Genomic DNA, 20,242 nt, shown 5'->3' on the forward strand with positions numbered 1-20,242 from the left:
TCTAGTCCTCGAACGGAAAACGTTCGGCCCAGAAGGCCTGAAGTTCGGGCAGGGCGTCGACCCGCTTCACCACCGCCGCCAGCCCCGGCGCCGCCTCGGCGAAGCGCGCGCGTCCCGGTCGCCACCGGCTCAGCACGGCGACATAGAGGTCCAGCACGGTCATCTCGTCGCCCAGCAGCCAGCGGCCAGGCTCGATCTGGCTGTCCATGATCCGCCAGCAATCCGTGATCCGTTCCAGCGTCAGGGCTTCGATGCCGGCCTGGGCCGCCGGATCGGAACCGCCCAGACGCGACGGGACATCGCGAACCCAGTACATGGAGTAGATCGAGGCCGGGATAAAGGTCATCCAGCGCAGGAACTGCGCCCGCTGCGGATCGCCCGGCTCCGGCGCCAGCGCCGCCTCGGGGTGCTGCTCGGCCAGCCAGATCAGGATGGCGGCGCTTTCGGTGATTGTCTCCCCGCCGGGCGTGATGAGGGCCGGGATCTGCCGCATCGGATTGACCGGGGCGACCTTGTCGCGTTCGGCGTCGCCCTCCCAAGTGACGGCCTCGATCACCTCATAGGGGGCGCCGATCAGGGTCAGGGCCGCCTCGACCGGGATCGAGCCGGAACCGGCCGCGCCATAGAGGGTGTAGGTCATCCGCTGTCCTCCTTGCGGGACAAACGTGCGCCCGGCGCCGTGGATCCGCACCCAAGTCCTTGGCGCGGCGGCATAAGTCCGGCTTGGGATCATCCCCCGCTTCGTCCCCAGAAGAGTATGGCTCAGCTACTACATCTAGCGGTCGTGAAAAAAGTGATCGCTAAATAGCCGCAATTCGGCTTGGCGCCGGGCGCGCTCGCCCGCATGGTGAAAATCACTTCTCCCAACGGATTCGCCGGCAGGATTTCTCCCGATGAACGCGCACGTCTCGCCCACTGGTCTGATCACGCCGGGTCTGCTGACCCCTTCGGCCGCCTACAAGCCGTTCCGCTATCCGTGGGCGTTCGACATGTGGAAGAAGCAGCAGCAGGTCCACTGGATGCCCGAAGAGGTGCCGCTGGGCGAAGACGTCAAGGACTGGGCCGTCGCCCTGGACGAGGGTGAGCGCAACCTGCTGACCCAGATCTTCCGCTTCTTCACCCAGGCGGACATCGAGGTCCAGGACAACTACATGGAGCGCTACGGTCGGGTGTTCAAACCGACCGAGGTCAAGATGATGCTGGCGAGCTTCGCCAACATGGAGACCATCCACATCGCGGCCTACGCCCTGCTGCTCGAGACCATCGGTATGCCCGAGGCCGAGTTCGGCGCCTTCATGGAATATGAGGCCCTGCGCGACAAGCACGACTACATGGGCCAGTTCGGCGTGGACACGGACGCCGACATCTGCCGGACGCTGGCGATGTTCGGCGGCTTCGCCGAGGGGCTTCAGCTGTTCGCCTCGTTCGCGATGCTGATGAATTTCCCGCGCCAGAACAAGATGAAGGGCATGGGCCAGATCGTGTCGTGGTCGGTGCGGGACGAGAGCCTGCACTGCGAGGGCATCATCAAGCTGTACCACGCCTTCAACAAGGAAACCGGCGCGGTCACCAAGTCGGTCGCCGACGACATCGTCGAATGCTGCCGCACCGTGGTGAACATGGAAGACAAGTTCATCGACCTGGCCTTCGAGCAGGGCCCGGTGAAGGGCATGACGCCCGACGACATCAAGGCCTACATCCGCTTCATCGCCGACTGGCGCCTGCGCCAGCTGCAGCTGCCGGAACTGTACGGCGGGTCGAACGAGAACCCGCTGCCCTGGCTGCAGTCCCTGCTGTCGGGCGTCGAGCACGCCAACTTCTTCGAGGCGCGCGCGACCGAATACTCCAAGGCCGCGACCAAGGGCTCGTGGCACGGCGCCGACGGCGTCTGGGGCTCGTTCGACGCCCTGATGAAGAAGCGCAAGGAAGACGCGGAGGCCTGAGCCTCCGCGTTCGCGATCCCTATTTCTCCGCCGGCGCCGCTTGCGGCAGTTCGGTGCTGCACGAATAGGCCGCGCAGTAGGCGTTGCGCATGTGCGCGGCCAGACGTTCGTTGGCGGCGAAGAACTCGGGGCTGGCGGCCTCGATGTCGCTGAACAGCGGCAGCATCACATAGGCGTTCGGGCTGGTCAGTCGCGCGCGATTCTCCGGCGTCATGGCCTGAACGACGGCCAGCGGCATGGTGGTCCGCCGCTGTGCGCCCTCGGCGTCGAAGGCGCGCTCCACGAACCCGCTGACGGCGGTCATCCGATCCAGCTCGACGCTGCGGCTGGCCCGGAAGGCGGCCGCCTGGCCCTCGGACTGGCCGATGTAGGAAAGCTGGCGGCGGATGACGGCCACGTCGGCGTCACGCACCGGCTCGCCGGTGTAGGGCGACGGGGCCGCGGGCGGGTCGAAATTGATGACGAAGGTGATCGGGGCGGGGGCCGGGCGACCGTCAAGCGTCTGGGGCGCGACGGTGTATTTGGACAGCAGTCGCGAGACGCCATCCTCGAAATTCAGCCCCTCGGGCGCCACGGCCACCCGACGGCAGCGCTCCAGTGTGCCCGAGATGGTGTATTCGCAGCGCATCTTCACCCGGCCCGGGATGCGGGCCATGCGGGCGAAGGTGGGATACATCTCGGCCATGTCCGTCGCCGACGGCCGGGCCGTGAATTTGGCCGGGACGATCTCCGGCCCCTTGCTGCAGCCGATCAGAGCGGCGACGGCTCCGGCAAGCGCTGTTACGCCCGCAAGCTTGCGATTCAACATCAGAAATTCCCCCGTTCCGGCGCTGCCCCCCTCAGGCGGGCCGGTGCGTCCTTATCGCGTCGAGAGCGACGTTCTGGCAAGCCGGTATGGTGCCGAACGTGACCGCAAGGGTGCGGCGGTTTGCGCTAGAAGGGCGACATGACGATCCGCTCTCGCCCCAACGTCGCCCTGGTCGGCTTCGGCTACGCCGGCCGGACCTTCCATGCCCCGCTGATCGCCGCCTGCGCGGACCTGCGCCTGCACAGCATCGTCACCCGCAAGCCGGATGAGGCGCGGGCGCTGTGGCCGGACGCTCGCCCCGTGGCGGACTTCGACGCCGTGCTGGCGGACCTGGAGATCAACCTGGTGGTGCTGGCCACGCCCAATGACCTGCACGCACCGCAGGCCCGCGCGGCGCTGGAGGCGGGCAAGGCGGTGGTGATCGACAAGCCCTTCGCCCTGTCGCTGGACGAGGCGCGCGGCGTGGCTGATCTAGCGCGCGACAGGGGCCTGTTCCTGTCGGTCTTCCACAATCGGCGTTGGGACGCGGACTTCTTGGGTCTGCGGCAGCAGATCGCGTCAGGCGCGCTCGGTGACATCCACACTTTTGAAAGCCGCTTCGACCGCTATCGTCCCGAGGTCCGCGACCGCTGGCGGGAGCGGGACGGTCCCGGCGGCGGCATCTGGCATGACCTCGGCCCGCACCTGATCGACCAGGCGCTGGTCCTGTTCGGCATGCCGCTGGGGGTGAGCTGCGAACTGGCTGTGCTGCGCGACGGCGGGCAGGCGACCGACTGGGCCCATGCCGTGCTGCGCTATGCGGACAAGCGGGTGATCCTGCATGCCGACATGACCACGCCCGCGCCTGATGTCCGGTTCGCCGTTCATGGGGCCAGGGCTTCCTTCCTGAAGGGCGGTCTGGATGTGCAGGAGGACCAGCTGAAGGCCGGGATGGCGGTCGGCGCTCCGGGCTGGGGCGTCGATCCTCGCCCCGCGGTTCTGGTCGACGGCGCGACCGGCGCGCGATCCGCGCTGGCCTGCCCGCCCGGCGCCTATGAAGGCTACTACGCCGCCGTCGCCGCCGCCCTGGCCGGGCGGGGGGAGAACCCCGTGCCGCCCGAGCAGGCGCTGGCGGTCATGGCGGTGCTGGAAGCCGGGATCGAGAGCGACCGGTTGAGGGGCGAGGTGGCGCCTAGCTGACGAAGCCGGCGTCTCCGGGCGGCGGCGGGAGGGTGGGACACTCGAACTCGGCGCAATAGAGCTGGCGCATCCGCAGGGCCGCGCTCTGTTCGACCTGTTCGATGACGTCGCCCGCCTGCTCGATCATCTCCTCGGAGAAACCAGCCGGCTCTTCCCCGCTGCGGATGGAGGCCATGAACTCTTCAGGCGTGAACACGCGCGCCAGGGCGAGAGCGGCCGCGGCGTTGCGGCGCTCGGCGAACTCGGCGTGCGTCTGCCGCATCATCGCCTGCACCTTGGCCCGTCGTTCGGGAGCGACCTCCCTTTCGGGCATGCTCTTCCAGAAATCCTCTTCGAGCTCGGACGCGGCGGCGTCCACGATGGCGCGCATGGCGGCCAGTCGTTCAGGATCGGGTTCAGCGCCCGTCCAGGGCGCGGGAACCTCGAAGGCTCGCGAACGGAAGCGGACGCGGAAGGCGACGCTGGAGGGGACCGGCTCGCCGTTGATCCGCCCCGGGTTGACCCGGAACCTCGACGAAAGCGCCAGTCCGGCCCGTTCAAACCCCAGTCCTTCGGGAGTCGCGGACATGACCCGGCATTGTCCCAGGTCGCCGTCGGGCTGGGCCACGCACTGTAGGTCCACGTCGGCGTCCAGCCGCATCGCCCCGGCCAGGGTCGGAAAGGCCTCTTCCATATCCTCCAGCGTGGGCACGGACGCCCAGCTCGGATTGGTGCGGGTTGCGGCAGGTGAACGGCGGGCGTCCTGCGCCATGACCTGCGCCGCGCCGGCCAGCATCAGCCCCGCGGACAGCGCCGCGATCAGTGTCCGGTTCATTGTTTCCCCCTCAAGTCCCCGGCTGAATGTACGGAATACGTCCGAAGAACCGGCGCTCGTCCCCGCGTGGATCGTCCTCCATCCGGGATGTCCGGTCCAGCACCATCGTTTCGCGGCGGGCCAGTGAATAGGGCGTCCAGCGCGGCAGGCCCGGGTGGTTCGGATCGCCGGTGCGGGCGAAGGCCAGCAGGGCGTCGGCCATGCGGTCGGCCATCGCCTGGCCCGCCGGCCCGGCGGCGCCCGAGCCCTCGGCCTCGACGGTGTCCAGCATCAGGGGGATGTCCGAGGTGTGGTAGGCCCCCGTCCGCCCGTTGGTCCGGCGGCTGGGGAAGTCGAGTTGGTAGACGAAGGCCGGCGAGCCTTGCGCCGCTCGCATCTCGGCTTCGATCACCGCCGCCCGCCATGACCGCGCCGCCGTGGTGGCGCGGATCAGCACCTGATCGGGCGACAGCTCCGGATGTTCGCGGCGATACCAGTCCACGACCTCTTCAGGGGCGATGTCGATGCGCATCTGGGACGGGGTCAGTTTCCCGGGCAGGCTCTCCCACGTCAGGCCGACGTTGGCCGGATCGTCGCCGAGGAAGGCCAGGGTCTCCTCGCGGCAGTTGCCGATCATCATCGGGATGGCCGCCGACTGGCCCGGGGCGTCGGGCCAGAAGGGGTGGCGGGTGAGGCTGCGCCCGTCCAGCACAGGGCCGAAATAAAGGGAGCCGCCCAGGATCGGATCGGTGGCCCCCGCCGCCTCAATCAGGCGCTGGACGGGGAGGGTGCGCACCTCCTCGATCCGGTCCGGCGTCAGGCCCAGCGCTTCCAGCCAGACCTGTCCACGCCGGGTGCCGTTGAGGGGACCGGAGGCGGTGACCTGCTGACCGCTCATGGTCACGGCGCGGTGGAACAGGCCGACGGCGGCGGGCATGGCCATCAGGGTGGCGATCTTGGCCCCGCCGCCCGACTGGCCGACGAGGGTGACGCAGGCCGGGTCGCCGCCGAAGGCCGCGATATTGTCCCGCACCCACTCCAGCGCCAGGATCAGGTCCAGCTGGCCCAGATTGCCGCTGTCCTCGAACCCCGGCGCGATCCGGGCCAGCGGCGCATAGCCCAGCGGTCCCAGCCGGTGGTTCACCGTCACCACCACGACATCGCCCCGCGCCGCCAGCCGGGCGCCGTTGGTCATGGGGCTGGAGCCGGAGCCGGTCGAGTAAGCCCCGCCGTGGATATAGACGATCACCGGACGCGCGGCGTCGTCGGCCGCCGGAGTCCAGACGTTGAGCCGTAGACAGTCCTCGGACTGGAACGGCTCGGCGCCGCGCTGGGGCGAGGCGGGGCCGTAACGATCCACCGCCAGACGCCCGAACCACGGACCCGGCGGCACGGGGCGGCGGAAACGCTCGGCCTGGCCGTACGGAATGCCCTTGCCGGTCCACACCTGTCCTTCACGCGACAGCCGCAACCGCCCGTACAGCGTCTGCACCATCGGCCCATCAGCCTGCGCCCGAACGCCGCCCGCCGCGAGGACGGTCGCGGCGCCCGCTGTCAGCCCCAGGCCGCGTCGTGTCAGTCCCTGATCGCTCACCTCGCCCCCCGGGCCCGGTGTGCTAGCGCGGGGTGCGGCAGCCGCCGCGGGCGCGGCAGGCGGCGAGCTGGGCCTCATAGTCGGCGCGCTGTCGGTCCCACTGGGCCTGGGCGGCGTTGGCGGCGGCGACATTGGCCTCCCACTCCACGCGGGCGGTCTCGGCGCGGGCGGTCTCGTCCCGCCAGCGCTGGCTCTCGGTCTCGAAGCGGATCTGGTCGGCGGCGTCAGCGGCTTCGGCGGCCTCATTGTTGGCGACGATGCCTTCATTCAGCCTGGCGGTCGCGGCCACTTCGGCGGGGTCCTGTGCCGACTCCGGGGCCGAGTGATAGGTCTCGCCGCGCAGGCGCAGCCATTCCTCGGAGCCGGGCGCGGGCGCGGCGGTCGGCGGCGGGGCCGGCATGGGCTCGGATTGGGGAAGCGGGGCGCCGACCGGCGGCGTGCCGGCGGGGCGGGTCTGCTGGGCCGAGGCGGGCGCGGCGACGAGCGCCAGGGCCGCGAGGCAGGTCAGCATTCGGATCATGTCAGGTCTCCTTGAGAGAAACGTCCCGAACAAGCTGAACCGTTTTCGGGCGTTGCGCGAGGCATAACGCCGTCGCCCGCATTTGGCTCAGTTCGGAAACCGCAGTTCGAACGTCGTGCCGGACGGGCCGGTCTCGATCAGGGTCAGCCCGCCGCCGTTGTTGGCCGCCAGTTCGCGCGAAATGGTCAGGCCCAGGCCGCTGCCGCCGGAGGCCTTGCCGCTGACGAAGGCCTCGAACAGCCGGTCCGACACGCGCGGCGGAATGCCGGGGCCGTCGTCGCTGATCAGGATCACGCAATCGCCGTCGTCGGTGGAGCCCGACACGCGCACCGTGCCCTGCTTGCCGGGGCGGGCCGTGTCGCCCTCGATCGCCTGCCGGGCGTTGCGCAGCAGGTTGACGAGGATGCGGTACAGCTGGTCCGGGTCGGCATGGACATTGAAGCGGGCGGGCAGGGCCTTCACCAGCTTCACCCCGTCCGGCGACAGGCCCGCGTCCTCGGCGGCGACGGTCAGGGCGGCGGACAGGGGCGCGCGCACCTTCTGCGGCGGCGGCTCCTCGCTGCGGCCATACTCCAGCACATTGCGCGACAGGGCGGCGGCGCGGCCCAGCGCCCGTTCCAGCCGCGGCAGGGCCTTGGCCACGGCCGGGTCGGGCGAATCGGCCAGCCGCTCCGACGCCATCTGGGCCGAGGTCAGCATGTTGCGCAGGTCGTGATTGATCTTGGCCACCGCCTCGCCCAGCGCCACCAGACGGGCGCGCGAGCGCAGGGAGTGGCGAACTTCTTCCTGCATCCGGGCCAGTTCGCGCTCGACGCGGCCGATCTCGTCCTGCCGCTGGCTGGGCGCATCCCCCTCGGCCTCGGCGTCCTCGGCGAAGCGTTCGATGGAGCGGGTCACCCGGCGCAGCGGCTGCAGCACCAGGAAGGCCAGGCCGGCGTAGAGCAGGCCCCCGGCCACCAGCGAGACCAGAAGCGACGTCAGCAGGCTGTTGCGCAGATAGGTCTTCAGCTCGGCCTTCAGCGGCTGGGCCGGGGCCAGGATCTCGATGAAGTCGCCGGAGCGGTAGCGTGGGCGGGCCTGCACGCGGATGGAGCGGTCCGGGTGGCCGAACAGGGTCTGCCAGGGATCCATCAGGCGCGCGACCGGGCGGGGCCTGCGCAGGTCGATCAGGTCCGGCGTCCGGGGCAGGTTCGGCGCCTGCAGCAGCAGACGGCGGACGCCCTGATCGCCGACGACTACGGCCTGCACCCCGCCGATGGCCAGCAACTGCTCGGCGGTGTCATCCTCGACCGCGGAATAGGGCAGGGCCTCCACGCCGACCGAGGCCAGTTCCGCCGATTGCAGCCGGTCCAGCAGCCAGCGCTCGTGGAAGCCCGCCACGCTGGGGGCCACGATCAGCACCTCGACCGAGGCGGCGAAGAGGAAGGTCAGGGCCAGCAACCGCCACGACAGCCCGTCCGGCGCATGGAAACGCACGCGCTCGCGCCAGTCGGCGGGCACGCGCAGTCCCTTGCGGACCGTGCTCAGAAGGGCGCGCGTCTGCGTCATTCTCCCCCTAACGCGAGGCTTGGCGTCACGGCTGCTTGTCTCACGTCGCGGCCTTTTGGCCCAGCAGGGCCTGTATGCCCTTCAATGCGAACGGAAGCACCACCGCCAGCACGAAGACGCCGGTCATCGGCGCCCAGAACTGGGCGAACAGCGCCTGGAAGTCCGGGTTCGGGTTCTCGGCCAGCAGGGTGTTCAGCCGGGCCCCGATCCAGCAGTAGATGGTGTGGGCCGGCAGCAGGCCGATGACGGTGGCGATGGTGTAGGGCAGCAGCCGCACGGTCATCATCCCGGCGGCGATGTTGATCATGTGGAAGGGCACGACCACGGCCAGCCGGCTGGCCAGCACATACCAGAAGGTGTCCTTGTCGATGGCCACGCACACCTTCTGCATCAGGCCCTGATTGCGCTCGGCCCGCTCCCGCAGGCTGCGCCCCAGCGCCGAGGTGGCCACGCCATAGACGATCAGGGCGCCCAGGGTGGCGGCGATGGAGGTGGCGATCCCGCCCACCCATGGCCCGAACAGATAGCCGGCGGTGATGGTCACGAAGAAGACGCCGGGCACCACGCTGGCCGTCAGCACGGTGAACAGCGCCATCAGAAGCAGCAGGCTCACTATATAGTGCTCGGCCGTAAAGGCCCGGAATCCGGCCCCGTGATCGCGGATGGTGTCCAGCGACAGATAGCGATTCCAACCCATGCCGAAGATCAGGGCGATGACCGCGGCGAGGAGGATCAGGGGCAGGAAGCGCTTCAGGCGGGCCATTTTCTCTCCGTACAGCCACGATCAGATGGGCGCTACGGCGTTGACTCCGTCGGATCGTCCCCTTATACGCCCGCCCTTCCTGCGGCGGACGCGTTTCGTCGCACTCGTATTCATTTAACTCAGGAGCCGACCGTGAAGCGGACCTATCAGCCGTCGCGACTCGTGCGCAAGCGCCGTCACGGCTTCCGTTCGCGGATGGCCACCAAGAACGGTCAGAAGATCGTTCAGCGCCGCCGCGCCAAGGGCCGCAAGCGCCTGACGGCCTAAGTCGTCAGCGCTCTGCGCGAGCGCGTGGGCGATCATATGAAAATCAGTCGCCTGACATCGCGGCCCCAGTTTCTGGCGGCCGCGAAAGGCGTTTCAGAGGCCCGTGGCGCGGTGGTCGTTCAGCGACTGGATCGCGCCGACGGCGACGCCTCGATCCGCCTCGGCTTCACCGCCACCCGCAAGATCGGCGGCGCGGTCATTCGCAACCGCGCCAAACGCCGCCTGCGCGAGGCCGCCCGTGCGCTTGCGCCGCAGTTCGGCGTCGCCGGGAGCGACTATGTCTTCATCGCGCGCATGGGGACGCCCGACCGCGACTGGGACCGTTTGCTTGACGATGTGAAATCGGCGCTTACAAGGCTGGCGACCCCGCGGTCGGCGCCCAAGCACGCGCCCTCGACGCCCGCGCCAGCCGGCCAGGATTCCTGACTTCCATGCCCCCTCAGAACAACAGCCGCAACACGATCATCTTCTTCGTGCTCGCGGCGATCATGGTGACCCTCTATTCGGTCTTCGTCGTCGGTCCGCAGCGCAAGGCTGAAGAGGCCCGCCGCGCTGTCGCTGAAAGCACGGCCGCGAACGCGCCGTCGGACGCCATCGCCGGCGGCCCCGCCCCGGTGACCTTCATCGACGATCGCCGGACGGCGCTGGGCACGGGCACGCGGGTCGAGATCAAGACCCCGACCCTGACCGGTTCGCTGGCCCTGAAGGGGTCGCGCATCGATGACCTGTTCCTGACCCGCTACCGCGAGACCCTCGACAAGGATTCGCCGGCGGTGGAGCTGTTCCGCCCCGAGGGCATGCGCCACGCCTTCTTCGCCCAGTTCGCCTGGGGCGGCCCGAACATTCCGGGCGGCGTGCCGAACGCCAACACCCCCTGGCAGCTGACCCAGGGCACGGTCCTGACCCCGACCACCCCGATCACCCTGGTCTGGGACAACGGCGAGGGTCTGCGCTTCACCCGCCGCATCTCGGTCGACGCCGAATATATGTTCACCGTGGCCGACACGGTCGCCAACTTCAGCCCGCGCGCTGTGACCCTGAGCGCCGTCTCGGGCATCCAGCGCCAAGGCATTCCGGACGACCTCGGCAAGAACCAGGTCCTGCACGAGGGCGCCATCGGCACCTTCGGCGACGGTGAAAGCTATTCGACCGAGCAACTGAAGTACGGCGCCTGGGCCAAGAAGCCGAACCAGGAGCACACCTCCACCGGCGGCTGGATGGGCATCACCGACAAATACTGGCTGGCGGCCCTGATCCCGAGCCAGGATGAAAAGATCGAGGGCGCTTTCCGTGTCGTCGACGCGGCCCATGCTGACATTCACCAGGCCAACATGGTCGGCGAGGCGCGGACCATCCAGCCGAACGCCACCATCACCGAGACCACCCGCCTGTTCGCCGGCGCCAAGCGCAATGAGATCCTCAAGGGCTACGAGAAGAGCCTGGACCTGCCGCGCTTCGTCTATGCGATCGACTGGGGCTTCCTGTTCTTCCTGACCCAGCCGATCTTCTGGCTGGTTGAGAAATTCTACGGCCTCGTCGGCAACTTCGGCGTCGCCATCCTGCTGCTGACCCTGACGGTCCGTCTCGTCATGTTCCCGCTCGCCAACAAGAGCTACGAGAGCATGTCGAAGATGCGGAACCTCCAGCCCAAGATGGAGGAGATCAAGAAGAAGTACGCCGACGACGCGCCCAAGCAGCAACAGGAGGTCATGGCCCTCTACCAGAAGGAAAAGATCAATCCTCTGGCGGGCTGTCTGCCGCTGCTGCTCCAGATCCCGGTCTTCTACGCCGTCTACAAGATGCTGTTCGTGACCATCGAGATGCGTCACGCGCCCTTCTTCGGCTGGCTGCAGGATCTGTCGGCCAAGGATCCGACGATGATCTGGAACCTGTACGGCCTGATCCCGTGGGATCCGGCGTCGGTGCCGCTGATCGGGACCTATCTGGCCGGCACCTTCGCGCTCAGCATCCTGGCGATCGTCTACGGCGCGACCATGTGGCTGCAGATGGCCATGAGCCCGCCGGCGCCGGACCCCATCCAGCGCAAGATCTTCCAGTTCATGCCGGTGGTCTTCACCTTCATCATGGCCACCTTCCCGGCCGGCCTGCTGATCTACTGGGCCTGGTCGAACGTGCTGACCATCTTCCAGCAGTACATCATCATGCACCGCCTGAAGGCCGAGAACCCGATCGACACCTTCCTGGCCCGGTTCAAGAAGGCCTGAGCCTCTCCCGTCCGCTCATCCCGGCGAAAGCCGGGACCCAGTTCCTTGGGTGAGCGCAGGGGGATCATGTAAGGATCATCGCCAGTCCTGTGGCGTCGGCGTTTCGCTGGACAGGACTGGGTCCCGGCTTTCGCCGGGATGAGCGGGATATTGGGATCATGGACGAGTTTTCGCCGGAAGAACTGGAGCAGGCGCGCATTCTCTTTGCGCGTCAGGCCACCTTCGTCATGGGCTGCGCCAAGATCGAGCAACTGCCCGATCCGGATCTGCCCGAGATCGCCTTCGCGGGCCGGTCGAACGTCGGCAAGTCCAGCCTGATCAACGGGCTGGTCGGCATGCACAAGCTGGCTCGGGCCTCGAACGAGCCCGGCCGCACGCGCGAGGTCAATTTCTTCGATCTCGACGGCAAGATGCGTCTGGTCGACCTGCCCGGCTACGGCTGGGCCAAGGCGTCCAAGTCGACGGTGAAGAAGTTCCAGGATCTGGGCCGCGACTATCTGCGCGGCCGGGTGACGTTGAAGCGGGTCTATCTGCTGATCGACAGCCGCCACGGCCTGAAGTCGGTGGACACCGAGGCGCTGGACGCCCTCGATCTGGCCGCCGTCAGCTACCAGATCATCCTGACCAAGGCCGACAAGCTGAAGAAGGGCGAGGGCGAGAAGGTCGCCGCCGCCACCCTGAAGGCCATCGCCAAACGCCCCGCCGCCTTCCCGGCGGTGATCGTGACCTCGTCCGAGAAGGGCGAGGGCATGCCGGAGCTGCGCGCCGAGATCATGCGCACGACGGGCGTGACGCTCTGACACTTCTCCTCCCCGTTCGCGTTGCGAATGGGAAGGTGTCGCGCTTCGAATACGAAGCGTGACGGAGGGGGCGGCTCAGGTTGTTGACGATCGACCCCTAATCCCTTCCCATCTGCACCGCCCCCTCCGTCTCGTCGGCTGATCGCCGCCGAGCCACCTCCCCATCGCGGACCGCGACGGGGAGGAGATGCTTGCCCGATCCTTCCGCAAGTGATCCGGTGCACCCATGCAGCAACGCCACATCCAGACCGACGGCATCCGCCAACAGATCCACGAGGCCGGGGACGGGCCGCTGGTGCTGTTCATCCATGGCTTCCCCGAACTGGGGATCAGCTGGCGCGCGCAGGTTCAGGCGCTGGCCGAGGCCGGCTATCACGCCGTCGCGCCGGACATGCGGGGGTATGGCGGGACCGACAAGCCGGAACGGCGTGAGGCCTATTCGGTCCTGCATCTGGTGGGCGACATGGTCGATCTGGTGCGGGCGCTGGGGCATTCGACCTGCACCGTCGTCGGCCATGACTGGGGCGCGCCGGTGGCCTGGCACTGCGCCCTGATGCGGCCCGATGTGTTCACCGCCGTCGCCTGCCTGTCGGTGCCGTTGCAGCCGCGCCGGGCCAAGGGGCCGCCGACCGTGGCCATGGCGGCGATCTCGAAGCGGGCCGGGCTGGGGGAGCTCTACATCAACCAGTTCCAGGCGCCGGACGCCCATGCGATCTTCGAGGTCGATGTCGAGGCGGGCCTCCGCAAAGGCTTCTGGGCCTATGACGGCGCCACTCCGCCCGAGCTGCAGTCGACCGGCTTCATCCAGCCGGGCGAGACCTTCATTTCCACCGTTCCCGACGACGCGCCCCTGCCGCCGTGGATGAGCGCCGAGCATTTCGCCGAATATGTCGCGGCGTTCGAGGCGGGCGGGTTCCGCGCGCCGCTGGACTGGTATCGCTGCATCGATCAGAACTGGTCGCTGACGGCCTTCCTGCAGGATGCGCAGGTGCGCGTGCCGGGCGCCTTCATGGTCGGCGACCGCGATCCGGTGCGGCATTACTCCGGCCAGCACGAGGCGGGCCTGGCCAAGCTGGTCCCGGACCTGCGCTCACAGGTGGTCGTGCCGGGCGCCGGTCACTGGATCCAGCAGGAGCGGCCCGAGGTCGTGAACGGGTGGCTGCTGGAGTTCCTGCGCGGGCTCTAGAGGCCGGCGATGGCCTCCGCCGTCACCTCCAGGCTGTGCAGGCGAGGCTCCAGGTCGTGGATCATGCCGGTGACCATGACCTCATCCACCTTGGTCGCGGCGATGAACTCGGCCAGCTTCGTCCGCACCGTCTCCACCCCGCCGATGGCGGCATAGGTCAGGCGGCTCTCGACCGCCGCGATCTGACGGGCGTCCAGCACGGTGGTGATGTCGTCCACCGGCGGCTTCAGCTTGCCGGGCTTGCCGGTCACGACCGCCGCGAACGACTGCTGCATCGAGGTCGACAGGCGCTTCGCCTCCGCGTCGCTGTCAGCGGCGAAGACGTTGATGGCGGCCATCGAATAGGGCTCGGCCAGCTGTTTCGACGGGCGGAAGCCAGCGCGGTAGGTCTCCAGCGCCTGCAACAGCAGTTCCGGGGCGAAATGGCTGGCGAAGGCGAAGGGCAGGCCCAGATGGGCGGCCAGTTCGGCGCTGAACAGACTGGAGCCCAGCAGCCAGACCGGCACCTTCGAACCGGCGCCCGGCCAGGCGGTCACCCGCTGGCCCTCGATCGGATCGTCGAGGAAGCGCTGCAGTTCCAGCACATCGCGCGGAAACTGGTCGGCGGCGTCGAAATAGCGGCGCAGGGCGCGGGCTGTCTCGCCGTCGGTGCCGGGCGCGCGGCCCAGACCCAGGTCGATCCGGTCGGGATAGAGGGCGGCCAGCGTCCCGAACTGTTCGGCCACCACCAGCGGCGCATGGTTGGGCAGCATTATGCCGCCCGAGCCGACGCGGATGGTCTCGGTCTGGCCGGCGACGAAGCCGAGGGCCACCGCCGTCGCCGCGCTGGCGATGCCAGGCATGTTGTGGTGCTCGGCCAGCCAGAAGCGGTTGAAGCCGGTCCGTTCGGCCGTCTTCGCCAGTTCGGCAGTTTCCAGAAGGGCGCGGCGGGCGTCGCCGCCCTCCACAATGGGCGACAGGTCGAGCACGGAGAAAGCGGTCATGGCCGACAGATCGGGTCTGTCGGCGGGCATTCAAGTCCTGCGCGGTTGCGGATTGCGGCGCTGTACCGCCTTGGCTGTGGAGGTCTCGCCGCCTAGGTTGAAATTACGGAGGGCCCCATGACCATTCTTTCGCCGATCCTCGCTGTCGCCGTGGCCGTCGCGCCTGCTCAGGCTGCGCCTGACATCAGCGGCGCCTGGGAAGGGCGCATCACGGTCGGAGGCCAGTCGATCCGCATCGTCTTCAACGTCGCCGCCGACGGGACGACCACGATGGACAGTCCCGATCAGGGCGCGCGGGGCATCGCCGCCACCTCGGCGGTCGAGGGACGCACGGTGCGCTTCATCGTGCCGGTCATCGGCGGTCGCTTCGAGGGGCAGCTGTCCGAGGATCGCCGCAGCCTGACCGGCGCCCTGGCGCAGGGGGGCATGACCGCGCCGCTGGTGATGGAACGGGGCGAGATCGCCGCCGGTCCCGTCCGGCCCCAGACGCCTCAACCGCCCTTCGCCTATCGCAGCGAGGAGGTGGCGTTCGACAACCCCGCCGCGCCGGGCGTCCGTCTGGCCGGGACCCTGACCCTGCCACAGGGCGAGGGGCCGTTCCCGGTCGCGGTGCTGATCACCGGCTCGGGGCCGCAGGACCGCGACGAGACCATTCTGGACCACAAGCCCTTCGCGGTCTGGGCCGACGCCCTGACGAAGCGGGGCGTGGCGGTCCTGCGCTATGATGACCGGGGCGTGGCCGGATCGACGGGCAGCTTCGCCGCCGCGACCAGCGCCGACTTCGCCACCGACGTTCGCGCCGCCGTGGACTACCTCGCCTCCCGACCGGACATCGACCGGAGCCGCATCGGCCTGATCGGCCACAGCGAGGGCGGCATCGTCGCCCCTCTGGCGGCGCAGGAGGGTGCGCCCGTCGCCTGGATCGTGACGCTGGCCGGCCCGACCGTGCCGGGCGGCGCCGTCGTCGAGGAACAGGTCCGCCTGATGGGGCTGGCCTCGGGCCTCCCGGCCGAACAGGTCGCCGCCGGGGGTGTCGTCCAGGCCGCCCTGATGCGCGCCGTCGCCGACAATGCGGAAGATCCCGCCGCCGTCGCCCGCGAGGTCGAGGCCATTCTGGTCGGGGTGGGCCAGCCGCAGCGGCAGGCCGCCGCCGCCGGGGCGCAGATGAGCACGGCCTGGTATCGCTGGCTGGTCGTGCACAATCCGGCGGATTCGCTGCGCGCCGTGCGCGTGCCGATGCTGGCGGTTTACGGGAGCAAGGATCTGCAGGTGTCGCCGGACCAGAACGTCCCGCCCCTGCGGACCTTCAGGCCGGAGGCGGAGATCGTCATCCTGCCCGGGCTGAACCACCTGCTCCAGCCGGCGCAGACGGGCTCCGTGCAGGAGTACGCCGCCATCGAGACCACCCTGGCGCCCGAGGCGATCTCGACCGTGGTCGACTGGGTGGCGGCGAAGAACGGGCTCTGAGCCCTGCCGTCGTCATCCTCCGGCAAGCCGCGGAGCGGCGCGACCGGGGGACCCAGCGGCGCCGCGACGGCGGCGAAAAGCTAAAGAACGACGTTTGAGCGCCAGTGCTCCCGGCAGCTTCGCGCTCACGCGCGCCGCTGGGTCCCCCGGTCTCGCTGCGCTCGCCGGAGGATGACGAAAGCGAAATCTACACCGGGTGCGTCGGTTCCGGCTTCGGGGCCGGCTCCGGTGTGGCGGGAACGTCGGGCAGGGGGATGAACTCCAGATCGTCCTCGGCCGGCAGGGCCATGCGTCCGGCCTTCCAGTCGGCCTTGGCCTGATCGATCCGTTCCTGCGACGAGGAGACGAAATTCCACCAGATAACCCGGGGGCCGACCGGCTCGCCGCCCAGCACCATGACCGACGAGGGGCGAATGGCCTTGATGGTCGGCTCGGCCGTCGGCTCCAGCACGATCATCTGGCCTTCATGGAAGGTCCGGTCGCCGACCTCGATCTCGCCCTTCACCACATAGAGGGCGCGCTCCGAGTAACCGCCGGGGCCCTTGCCCGCGGGCGGGGCGGTGCGGACGCCCTCAGCCAGTTCCCAGTGAACGTAAAACAGCGGCGACGACACAGGAGCCGAGGCCCTGGCGCCATAGGCCTCGCCGGCCACCAGGCGGGCGAACAGGCCGCCGTTCTCATAGGCGGGCTGACCGTCCTCGCCGAAGTGATGGAAGGCCGGCGCGGTCTCTTCGAGCTCGGTCGGCAGGGCGACCCAGGCCTGCATGCCGTGCATGGCCCCGCCCTGGCTCTTCTTCAGCGGATCGGTGCGCTCGGAGTGGACGATGCCGCTGCCGGCGGTCATCCAGTTCACCTCGCCCGGGCGGATGGCCTGGGTCGCCCCGGTGTTGTCCCGGTGCATGATCTCGCCCTCGAACAGATAGGTCAGGGTCGACAGGCCGATGTGCGGGTGCGGCCGCACATTGATGGCCTCGGCCCCCGGCGCGAACTCGGCCGGGCCCATCTGGTCCAGGAAGATGAAGGGGCCCACCATCCGGCGCGAATGGAAGGGCAGCACGCGGCCGACCTCGAACCCGCCCAGGTCCTTGCGGCGCGCGTCGATCACCAGTTCGATCATGTCAGTGTCCCCCGGCCAGCCTTCGGGCCGGCCGCCACTATCCGACGTGCGGGGTCACGATGCCAAGGGGGAGGGCGGTCACATTCTTCACACCCCGGGTGACGATGTGGCTTTCGCAGTCCGAGACGATGTTCAGGCTGAGCAGCTTTTCACGCAGGAATTTGTCGAAGGCGTGCATGTCCGACGTGATGATCCGCAGCACATAGTCCTCGCGGCCGGTGATGGTGGCGCACTGCACCACCTCGGGCCAGTGGGCGACGGCGGCCTCGAAGGTGTCCAGGTTCTCGCTCGACGGCAGGCTCAGCTTGACGATGGCGTAGACCTCGAAGTCCAGGCCCAGCTTGTCGGCGTCTAGCAGGGTCACCCGCTTGCGGATGAAGCCCGTATCCTCCAGCCTCTTGATCCGGCGCCAGCACGGCGAGGCGCTCAGGCCCACGCGGTCGGCGACCTCGGCAACCGACAGGCCGGCATCCTGTTGGAGGATGTCAAGAATTCGGGCGTCGACGGGATCCAGCTCTTCGGCCAATGCGTTTCTCCACTTATTATTATGGCGCAATAAAATACCCGCGATCAGCACAAGGCAAGGTCAAAATCGAGCGAGCCTTGGCGCCGGGGTCGTGCTAGATCGCTGACTGAGGAAAACGCGCTCGGATCAACCGGACGGCAGGACGGAATGAAGAAGCCCAATACGCCCCAATTGTCTCTGCGCGTGCCCGAGCCTTCGGGCCGTCCGGGCGACGCCCCCGACTTCAGCCACCTGCGCTTTGACGCGGCGGGGGCGGTGGATCGCCCGGATGTGGCCTCCACGCCCTACGAAATGCGCGACCACGCCTTCCAGCTGGTTCGCGTGCTGGACGATGACGGCAAGGCCGTCGGGCCGTGGAATCCGAATCTGGACCCGGAGACCCTGCGTCAGGGCCTGAAGGCCATGATCCTGACCCGCGCCTTCGACGACCGGATGCACCGCGCCCACCGTCAGGGGAAGACCAGCTTCTATATGAAGTGCACGGGCGAGGAGGCCATCGCGGTCGCGCAGGGGATGATCCTGCGTCGCGAGGACATGGGCTTCCCGACCTACCGCCAGCAGGGCCTGCTGATCTCGCGCGGCTATCCGCTGGTCGAGATGATGAACCAGATCTACTCGAACGCCGCCGACCCGATCAAAGGCCGCCAGCTGCCGATCATGTACTCGTCCAAGGAGTACGGCTTCTTCACCATCTCGGGGAACCTCGGGACGCAGGTGCCGCAGGCCGTCGGCTGGGCCATGGCCAGCGCCTACAAGGGTGACGACAAGATCGCCATCAGCTGGATCGGCGACGGGGCCACGGCGGAAGGCGACTTCCACAACGCCCTGACCTTCGCCGCAGTCTACCGCGCGCCGGTGATCCTGAACGTCGTCAACAACCAGTGGGCCATCTCGTCCTTCATGGGCATCGCGGGCGGTCTGGAGACCACCTTCGCGTCCAAGGCCATCGGCTACGGCCTTCCGGCCCTGCGCGTGGACGGCAACGACTTCCTCGCCGTCTGGGCCGCCACCAAGTGGGCCGAGGAGCGGGCGCGCACCAATCAGGGCGCGACGGTCATCGAGCTGTTCACCTACCGCGGCGCCCCGCACTCGACCTCGGACGACCCCAGCCGCTACCGCCCGGGCGACGAGCATGAGAAATGGCCGCTCGGTGATCCGGTGGACCGCCTGAAGCAGCACCTGATCGCGCTGGGCGAATGGTCGGACGCGCAGCAGGAAGAGGCCGAGAAGGACGCGGTCGAACAGGTCCGCGCCGCCGGTAAGGAATCCGAAGCCATCGGCACGCTCGGCCAGTCGCGCCCCAGCGTGAAGACCATGTTCGAGGAGGTCTTCGCCACCGAGGACTGGCGCCTTGTGGAACAACGTCGCGAGGTGGGAGTCTGAGCATGACCGAGCAAACCACCTTCACCGAGGCTGACCGCACCGACGGCGTCGAGCCGGACATGGTCGATCAGAAGAACGCGCCGAAGTCGGTCGCCCCGACCTCCGGCGTGCAGCCCCAAGTCTTGGCGATGAACATGATCCAGGCCCTGAACTCGGCCCTGGACGTCAAGATGGCCGAGGACGGCAACGTCCTGTCGTTCGGCGAGGACGCCGGCTATTTCGGCGGCGTCTTCCGCGTCACCGACCACCTGCAGCAGAAGCATGGCCTGACCCGCAGCTTCGACGCCCCGATCAGCGAATGCGGCATCGTCGCCGCCGCCATCGGCATGGGCGCCTACGGCCTGCGCCCGGTCGTGGAGATCCAGTTCGCCGACTACATCTACCCGGCCTACGACCAAATCGTCTCCGAGGCGGCCAAGCTGCGCTACCGCTCGGGCGGGCAGTTCACCTCGCCGATCACCGTCCGCAGCCCCTATGGCGGCGGCATCTTCGGCGGCCAGACACACAGCCAGTCGCCGGAAAGCCTGTTCACCCACATCGCCGGCCTGAAGGTCGTGGTGCCGTCCAACCCCTATGACGCCAAGGGCCTGCTGACGGCCTGCATCGAGGACGACGACCCCACCATCTTCTTCGAGCCCAAGCGCCTCTACAACGGCCCGTTCGACGGCTGGCACGAGAAGCCGGTGTCGCCCTGGAAGACGCAGGAATTCGCCCAGGTCCCGACCGGCAAATACGTCGAGCCGATCGGCAAGGCGCGTGTCATGCGCGAGGGCAATGACGTCACCATCCTGGCCTGGGGCACCATGGTCTGGGTGTCGCTGGCGGGCGCCGAGCATGCGGGCGTGGACGCCGAGGTCATCGACCTGCGCACCCTCGTGCCGCTGGACATTGAGACCATCGAGGCCTCGGTGAAAAAGACCGGCCGCTGCGTGATCGTGCACGAGGCGCCCAAGACCTCGGGTTACGGCGCCGAGCTTTCGGCGCTGGTGCAGGAGCGTTGCTTCTATCATCTGGAAGCCCCCATCGCCCGCGTCTGTGGCTGGGACACGCCCTATCCGCACGCCTTCGAGTGGGAATACTTCCCCGGCCCGCAACGCGTGGCCGACGCCCTGAAAGCCACCATGAGCGGGGGACGCTGAG

20 protein-coding genes are annotated in these 20,242 nt (G+C 68.6%); 10 read left to right on the forward strand and 10 right to left on the reverse strand.

The window, feature by feature from the left end:
- Nucleotide 1: 1 nt before the first annotated feature.
- Nucleotides 2–640, reverse strand: a complete 639-nt coding sequence (locus tag ACFQQC_RS05765; RefSeq protein ID WP_376860545.1) for a glutathione S-transferase family protein — start codon at nucleotides 638–640, stop codon at nucleotides 2–4.
- Nucleotides 641–893: 253 nt separating this feature from the next.
- On the opposite strand from ACFQQC_RS05765, the gene ACFQQC_RS05770 reads away from it, so the two are divergent.
- Nucleotides 894–1,943 carry a ribonucleotide-diphosphate reductase subunit beta gene (locus tag ACFQQC_RS05770; protein WP_376860547.1) on the forward strand — a complete coding sequence of 350 codons (1,050 nt, stop codon included), beginning with the start codon at nucleotides 894–896 and terminating at the stop codon, nucleotides 1,941–1,943.
- A gap of 19 nt (nucleotides 1,944–1,962) precedes the next feature.
- On the opposite strand, the gene ACFQQC_RS05775 is transcribed toward ACFQQC_RS05770, so the two are convergent.
- Complete coding sequence (locus ACFQQC_RS05775) at nucleotides 1,963–2,751, reverse strand: hypothetical protein (protein ID WP_376860549.1); 789 nt, start codon at nucleotides 2,749–2,751, stop codon at nucleotides 1,963–1,965.
- Between the two features lie 138 nt (nucleotides 2,752–2,889).
- On the opposite strand from ACFQQC_RS05775, the gene ACFQQC_RS05780 reads away from it, so the two are divergent.
- Nucleotides 2,890–3,930 (forward strand): oxidoreductase, encoded by a 1,041-nt coding sequence (locus ACFQQC_RS05780; RefSeq protein ID WP_376860550.1) that lies wholly within the window; start codon nucleotides 2,890–2,892, stop codon nucleotides 3,928–3,930.
- Here ACFQQC_RS05780 and ACFQQC_RS05785 read toward each other — a convergent pair.
- The 5 genes from ACFQQC_RS05785 to ACFQQC_RS05805 form a co-directional block, all read right to left on the reverse strand.
- Nucleotides 3,923–4,744, reverse strand: a complete 822-nt coding sequence (locus ACFQQC_RS05785) for an energy transducer TonB (RefSeq protein ID WP_376860552.1) — start codon at nucleotides 4,742–4,744, stop codon at nucleotides 3,923–3,925. The genes ACFQQC_RS05780 and ACFQQC_RS05785 overlap by 8 nt on opposite strands.
- Nucleotides 4,745–4,754: 10 nt before the next feature.
- The gene (locus tag ACFQQC_RS05790) at nucleotides 4,755–6,317 is read right to left on the reverse strand and encodes a carboxylesterase/lipase family protein (RefSeq protein ID WP_376860554.1); all 1,563 of its coding nucleotides are present in this window, start codon (nucleotides 6,315–6,317) and stop codon (nucleotides 4,755–4,757) included.
- A 22-nt stretch (nucleotides 6,318–6,339) separates the two neighbouring features.
- The gene (locus ACFQQC_RS05795; protein WP_376860556.1) at nucleotides 6,340–6,837 is read right to left on the reverse strand and encodes a hypothetical protein; all 498 of its coding nucleotides are present in this window, start codon (nucleotides 6,835–6,837) and stop codon (nucleotides 6,340–6,342) included.
- Between the two features lie 87 nt (nucleotides 6,838–6,924).
- Entirely contained in the window at nucleotides 6,925–8,385 is a 1,461-nt protein-coding gene (locus tag ACFQQC_RS05800) for a sensor histidine kinase (protein WP_376860558.1), read from the reverse strand.
- Nucleotides 8,386–8,425: 40 nt separating this feature from the next.
- Nucleotides 8,426–9,148, reverse strand: a complete 723-nt coding sequence (locus ACFQQC_RS05805) for a TVP38/TMEM64 family protein (protein WP_376860559.1) — start codon at nucleotides 9,146–9,148, stop codon at nucleotides 8,426–8,428.
- A gap of 132 nt (nucleotides 9,149–9,280) precedes the next feature.
- Between ACFQQC_RS05805 and rpmH the strand changes: the two genes are divergently transcribed.
- The 5 genes from rpmH to ACFQQC_RS05830 all read left to right on the forward strand — a co-directional run bounded on the left by rpmH (nucleotide 9,281) and on the right by ACFQQC_RS05830 (nucleotide 13,626).
- Nucleotides 9,281–9,415: a 50S ribosomal protein L34 gene (rpmH, locus tag ACFQQC_RS05810; protein WP_123288089.1), complete on the forward strand. Its 135-nt coding sequence runs from the start codon at nucleotides 9,281–9,283 to the stop codon at nucleotides 9,413–9,415.
- Between the two features lie 36 nt (nucleotides 9,416–9,451).
- Nucleotides 9,452–9,841, forward strand: a complete 390-nt coding sequence (rnpA, locus tag ACFQQC_RS05815; protein ID WP_376860561.1) for a ribonuclease P protein component — start codon at nucleotides 9,452–9,454, stop codon at nucleotides 9,839–9,841.
- 5 nt (nucleotides 9,842–9,846) lie between these two features.
- Nucleotides 9,847–11,640 (forward strand): membrane protein insertase YidC, encoded by a 1,794-nt coding sequence (yidC, locus tag ACFQQC_RS05820; protein WP_376860563.1) that lies wholly within the window; start codon nucleotides 9,847–9,849, stop codon nucleotides 11,638–11,640.
- Nucleotides 11,641–11,798: 158 nt separating this feature from the next.
- Nucleotides 11,799–12,440: a ribosome biogenesis GTP-binding protein YihA/YsxC gene (yihA, locus tag ACFQQC_RS05825; RefSeq protein WP_376860565.1), complete on the forward strand. Its 642-nt coding sequence runs from the start codon at nucleotides 11,799–11,801 to the stop codon at nucleotides 12,438–12,440.
- 226 nt (nucleotides 12,441–12,666) lie between these two features.
- Nucleotides 12,667–13,626 carry an alpha/beta fold hydrolase gene (locus ACFQQC_RS05830; protein ID WP_376860567.1) on the forward strand — a complete coding sequence of 320 codons (960 nt, stop codon included), beginning with the start codon at nucleotides 12,667–12,669 and terminating at the stop codon, nucleotides 13,624–13,626.
- Here ACFQQC_RS05830 and ACFQQC_RS05835 read toward each other — a convergent pair.
- Nucleotides 13,623–14,609 carry an LLM class flavin-dependent oxidoreductase gene (locus ACFQQC_RS05835; RefSeq protein WP_376860569.1) on the reverse strand — a complete coding sequence of 329 codons (987 nt, stop codon included), beginning with the start codon at nucleotides 14,607–14,609 and terminating at the stop codon, nucleotides 13,623–13,625. The two genes, ACFQQC_RS05830 and ACFQQC_RS05835, sit on opposite strands and share 4 nt — an antisense overlap.
- A 117-nt stretch (nucleotides 14,610–14,726) precedes the next feature.
- Here ACFQQC_RS05835 and ACFQQC_RS05840 point away from each other — a divergent pair, with 117 nt between their 5' ends.
- Nucleotides 14,727–16,076 carry an alpha/beta hydrolase family protein gene (locus ACFQQC_RS05840; RefSeq protein ID WP_376860571.1) on the forward strand — a complete coding sequence of 450 codons (1,350 nt, stop codon included), beginning with the start codon at nucleotides 14,727–14,729 and terminating at the stop codon, nucleotides 16,074–16,076.
- 187 nt (nucleotides 16,077–16,263) lie between these two features.
- Here ACFQQC_RS05840 and ACFQQC_RS05845 read toward each other — a convergent pair whose 3' ends face one another.
- Nucleotides 16,264–17,193, reverse strand: a complete 930-nt coding sequence (locus ACFQQC_RS05845) for a pirin family protein (protein ID WP_376860573.1) — start codon at nucleotides 17,191–17,193, stop codon at nucleotides 16,264–16,266.
- A gap of 37 nt (nucleotides 17,194–17,230) precedes the next feature.
- Entirely contained in the window at nucleotides 17,231–17,719 is a 489-nt protein-coding gene (locus ACFQQC_RS05850) for an Lrp/AsnC family transcriptional regulator (RefSeq protein ID WP_376860575.1), read from the reverse strand.
- A gap of 147 nt (nucleotides 17,720–17,866) precedes the next feature.
- Here ACFQQC_RS05850 and ACFQQC_RS05855 point away from each other — a divergent pair, with 147 nt between their 5' ends.
- Both ACFQQC_RS05855 and ACFQQC_RS05860 read left to right on the forward strand, forming a co-directional pair.
- The gene (locus tag ACFQQC_RS05855) at nucleotides 17,867–19,102 is read left to right on the forward strand and encodes a 3-methyl-2-oxobutanoate dehydrogenase (2-methylpropanoyl-transferring) subunit alpha (RefSeq protein ID WP_376860577.1); all 1,236 of its coding nucleotides are present in this window, start codon (nucleotides 17,867–17,869) and stop codon (nucleotides 19,100–19,102) included.
- Between the two features lie 128 nt (nucleotides 19,103–19,230).
- Nucleotides 19,231–20,241 (forward strand): alpha-ketoacid dehydrogenase subunit beta, encoded by a 1,011-nt coding sequence (locus ACFQQC_RS05860; protein WP_376860866.1) that lies wholly within the window; start codon nucleotides 19,231–19,233, stop codon nucleotides 20,239–20,241.
- Nucleotide 20,242 lies beyond the last annotated feature (1 nt).

The organism is Brevundimonas sp. GCM10030266 (assembly GCF_042666595.1).
GTDB lineage: Bacteria > Pseudomonadota > Alphaproteobacteria > Caulobacterales > Caulobacteraceae > Brevundimonas.

Bases quoted from the DNA above. Each gene is read 5' to 3' on its own strand.
- ACFQQC_RS05765 (WP_376860545.1), bottom strand. From the start codon at position 640: ATGACCTACACCCTCTATGGCGCGGCCGGTTCCGGCTCGATCCCGGTC.
- ACFQQC_RS05770 (WP_376860547.1), top strand. From the start codon at position 894: ATGAACGCGCACGTCTCGCCCACTGGTCTGATCACGCCGGGTCTGCTG.
- ACFQQC_RS05775 (WP_376860549.1), bottom strand. From the start codon at position 2,751: ATGTTGAATCGCAAGCTTGCGGGCGTAACAGCGCTTGCCGGAGCCGTC.
- ACFQQC_RS05780 (WP_376860550.1), top strand. From the start codon at position 2,890: ATGACGATCCGCTCTCGCCCCAACGTCGCCCTGGTCGGCTTCGGCTAC.
- ACFQQC_RS05785 (WP_376860552.1), bottom strand. From the start codon at position 4,744: ATGAACCGGACACTGATCGCGGCGCTGTCCGCGGGGCTGATGCTGGCC.
- ACFQQC_RS05795 (WP_376860556.1), bottom strand. From the start codon at position 6,837: ATGATCCGAATGCTGACCTGCCTCGCGGCCCTGGCGCTCGTCGCCGCG.
- ACFQQC_RS05800 (WP_376860558.1), bottom strand. From the start codon at position 8,385: ATGACGCAGACGCGCGCCCTTCTGAGCACGGTCCGCAAGGGACTGCGC.
- ACFQQC_RS05805 (WP_376860559.1), bottom strand. From the start codon at position 9,148: ATGGCCCGCCTGAAGCGCTTCCTGCCCCTGATCCTCCTCGCCGCGGTC.
- rnpA (WP_376860561.1), top strand. From the start codon at position 9,452: ATGAAAATCAGTCGCCTGACATCGCGGCCCCAGTTTCTGGCGGCCGCG.
- yidC (WP_376860563.1), top strand. From the start codon at position 9,847: ATGCCCCCTCAGAACAACAGCCGCAACACGATCATCTTCTTCGTGCTC.
- yihA (WP_376860565.1), top strand. From the start codon at position 11,799: ATGGACGAGTTTTCGCCGGAAGAACTGGAGCAGGCGCGCATTCTCTTT.
- ACFQQC_RS05830 (WP_376860567.1), top strand. From the start codon at position 12,667: ATGCAGCAACGCCACATCCAGACCGACGGCATCCGCCAACAGATCCAC.
- ACFQQC_RS05835 (WP_376860569.1), bottom strand. From the start codon at position 14,609: ATGACCGCTTTCTCCGTGCTCGACCTGTCGCCCATTGTGGAGGGCGGC.
- ACFQQC_RS05840 (WP_376860571.1), top strand. From the start codon at position 14,727: ATGACCATTCTTTCGCCGATCCTCGCTGTCGCCGTGGCCGTCGCGCCT.
- ACFQQC_RS05845 (WP_376860573.1), bottom strand. From the start codon at position 17,193: ATGATCGAACTGGTGATCGACGCGCGCCGCAAGGACCTGGGCGGGTTC.
- ACFQQC_RS05855 (WP_376860577.1), top strand. From the start codon at position 17,867: ATGAAGAAGCCCAATACGCCCCAATTGTCTCTGCGCGTGCCCGAGCCT.
- ACFQQC_RS05860 (WP_376860866.1), top strand. From the start codon at position 19,231: ATGAACATGATCCAGGCCCTGAACTCGGCCCTGGACGTCAAGATGGCC.